2 protein-coding genes are annotated in these 2,327 nt (G+C 69.0%); both read right to left on the bottom strand.

The genetic code is table 11. The features are described 5' to 3' along the window. Positions 1-110: 110 nt before the first annotated feature. A complete protein-coding gene (gene istB / locus IG74_RS0144300; protein WP_030689429.1) occupies positions 111-899 on the bottom strand; it encodes an IS21-like element helper ATPase IstB in 789 nt (262 codons plus the stop codon). Then, positions 896-2,327, bottom strand: a 1,432-nt coding sequence (gene istA, locus IG74_RS0144295; protein ID WP_037827303.1) for an IS21 family transposase, incomplete at its 5' end; no start/stop codon positions are given. The genes istA and istB, both read right to left, overlap by 4 nt.

Below are 2,327 nucleotides of genomic sequence, written 5' to 3'. Positions count from 1 at the left end.
AACTCCACCGGATATGGAGACTTCCGTCCCACCAGGACACCCTTCCTCGGACCTACAAGATCCATTGTCAGAGTGTCCACACGACGGGAGTCACCTCAGTGGGCCGGAAGTCATCCGGTGCCCTCGTTGCGTGCCCGGGTTTGCTGGAGGCGGTAGGAGTCGGTGCCGGTCTCGATGATGTTCCCGCCGAAGGTGAGCCGGTCGACGATGGCCGCGCAGAGGCGGGGGTCGGTGAAGGTCTTGGTCCAGCCGCCGAAACTCTCGTTGGAGGCGATGGCGAGGCTGTTCTTCTCCTCGCGTTCGGTCAGCACCTGGAACAGCAGCTCGGCGCCGTGCCGGTCGAGTTCCATGTATCCGAGCTCGTCGATGCACAAAAGATCGACGCGCCCGTAGCGTGCGATGGTCTTGGTCAGCTGCTTCTCGTCCGCGGCCTCGACCAGCTCGTTGACGAGCTTGGTGGCCAGCACGTACTTCACCCGGAATCCGGCGATGGCGGCCTCGGTGCCGAACGCGATCAGCAGGTGGGACTTGCCGGTGCCGGAGTCGCCGATCAAGCAGAGCGGCAGTCCCTTCTTGACCCACTCACATTTGGCCAGGGTGTGGATGGTGGCGGGGTCGATGTTGGGGTTGGCGTCGAAGTCGAAGTCCCGGACCGACTTCTGCCGGGGAAACGCGGCGGCCTTGATACGGCGCTCGGACCGGCGGCGGGCCCGGTCGTCGCACTCGGCCAGCAGCAGCTCGGCCAGGAACCCCCGGTAGGTCATCTGGCCCTTCGCCGCCTGGTCGGCGATGTCGGTGAACTGGGCCCGGATCGTGGGCAGTCGAAGCGCCTTGCAAGAGGCTTCGATGGCGGCGTCGGCGGCCTGTTCGGTCAGGCCACGGTGGCGTTTGACGGTCACGGCACATCTCCCTCGGACGTGGGCCGCTCATGCGGCCGGCGGTGTCGCAGTAACTGGTCGTAGACGGCCACCGAGGGCAGTGGCCGGGTGTCGGGCGGCAGCCGGGTCAGCCGTCGTTCGGTCAGGGACGTCACGTTCGGCTGCCGCAGCCGCAAGGTCGCCGGGGCCCCTGCGGGTTCCCGCGTCGCGGGGGCCTCGTCCGCTTCGGCGGCCTTGCGGGCTTCCAGGGCCACCGCGTCCGCCGTCAGAGCCCCGGCCCGTAGGGCCGCGGCCAGGCCGGTGATCAGATACTCGTGGGGCAGGTGCCGGGCCAGCATCAGGACCTCGATCAGGGCCCGGGTGCCTTCCTGGTCACCGTGGGCCCGGCGGGCCGCGTCCCACCAAGCGTCGTGGATTGAGGTGAACTTGCCTGCGGCGCGGGCCTGTTCGAGCGCGGTCGCGCCGGGCAGGGCGCCGGGCTTGCGCACCAGTGCCTCCAGGTAGTGGTCCAGCAGGAGGCGGGACTGGGCCTTGCCGATCAGCCGTTCGTGCCGGGCGACTTCCACACCTTCGTCGTAGACCACCAGCTCGGAGGCGTGCAGCATGGCCCGGACCTTCTTGCCGACCAGGCGGACCGGAACCGAGTAGTGGTTGGTGTAGACACCGACCTGGCTGTAGCGGTTCACCCGCAGCGTGAACAGCCGCCCTGTCTCGAACGGCTCGTCGGGCAACGGCTTCAGCAGCACCCGCTCGGCAGCGAAGTACTCGCCCACGGTCCGCGGCCGCGAGCGGATCCGGCGCCCCTCGTCCCACTCATCCCACCGGTCGACCATCGCATTCAGCTCGGCCAGCGAGGAGACCTCGGGCACCGGGACCAGGTGGTTGCGGCGGAAGTAGCCGATATCGCCCTCCACCCCGCCCTTCTCATGGGCGCCGGAGATGCCCGGGCGGCAGTAGAACACCTCCAGGCCGTAGTGCGAGCGGAACGCGGTCCACCGCTCAGTCTCCACCCGCGACCGGCTGAACCCCAGCACCTGGGAGACCGCCGCACTCAGGTTGTCGTAGCGGACCTTGCCGGTCGGCACCCCGCCGAGGACGCTGAAGGCGTGGACGTGCCCCTCGAAGAACGCCTCCTGGCCGCCCGAGGCGAAGACGCGGTGCACCGCCTTGCCCGAGTACGACAGGCGGAAGGAGAACAGGCTGCACTTGACCGGCTCGCCGTTCAGCCGGACGGTCACGTCTCCGAAGTCGACCTCCGCCTCGGCGCCCGGCCGGTGCGACTGCGGCACGAACGCCCGCGCGACACCCAGACCGGCCGCGATCTGGATCTCCGGGCGTCGCTCGTAGACGTAGGCCCGGACCATCCCGTACGACACCTCGACCGCACCGTGCTCGTCAACGAGCCGGTCAAAGATCCGCTTCACCGTGTGCCGCTGCTTGGGCGGCGCC

Source organism: Streptomyces sp. NRRL B-1347 (assembly GCF_000720325.1).
GTDB lineage: Bacteria > Actinomycetota > Actinomycetes > Streptomycetales > Streptomycetaceae > Streptomyces.
Note: the sequence above shows the minus strand (reverse complement) of the source record. Positions and strands in the feature narration are given on the sequence as shown.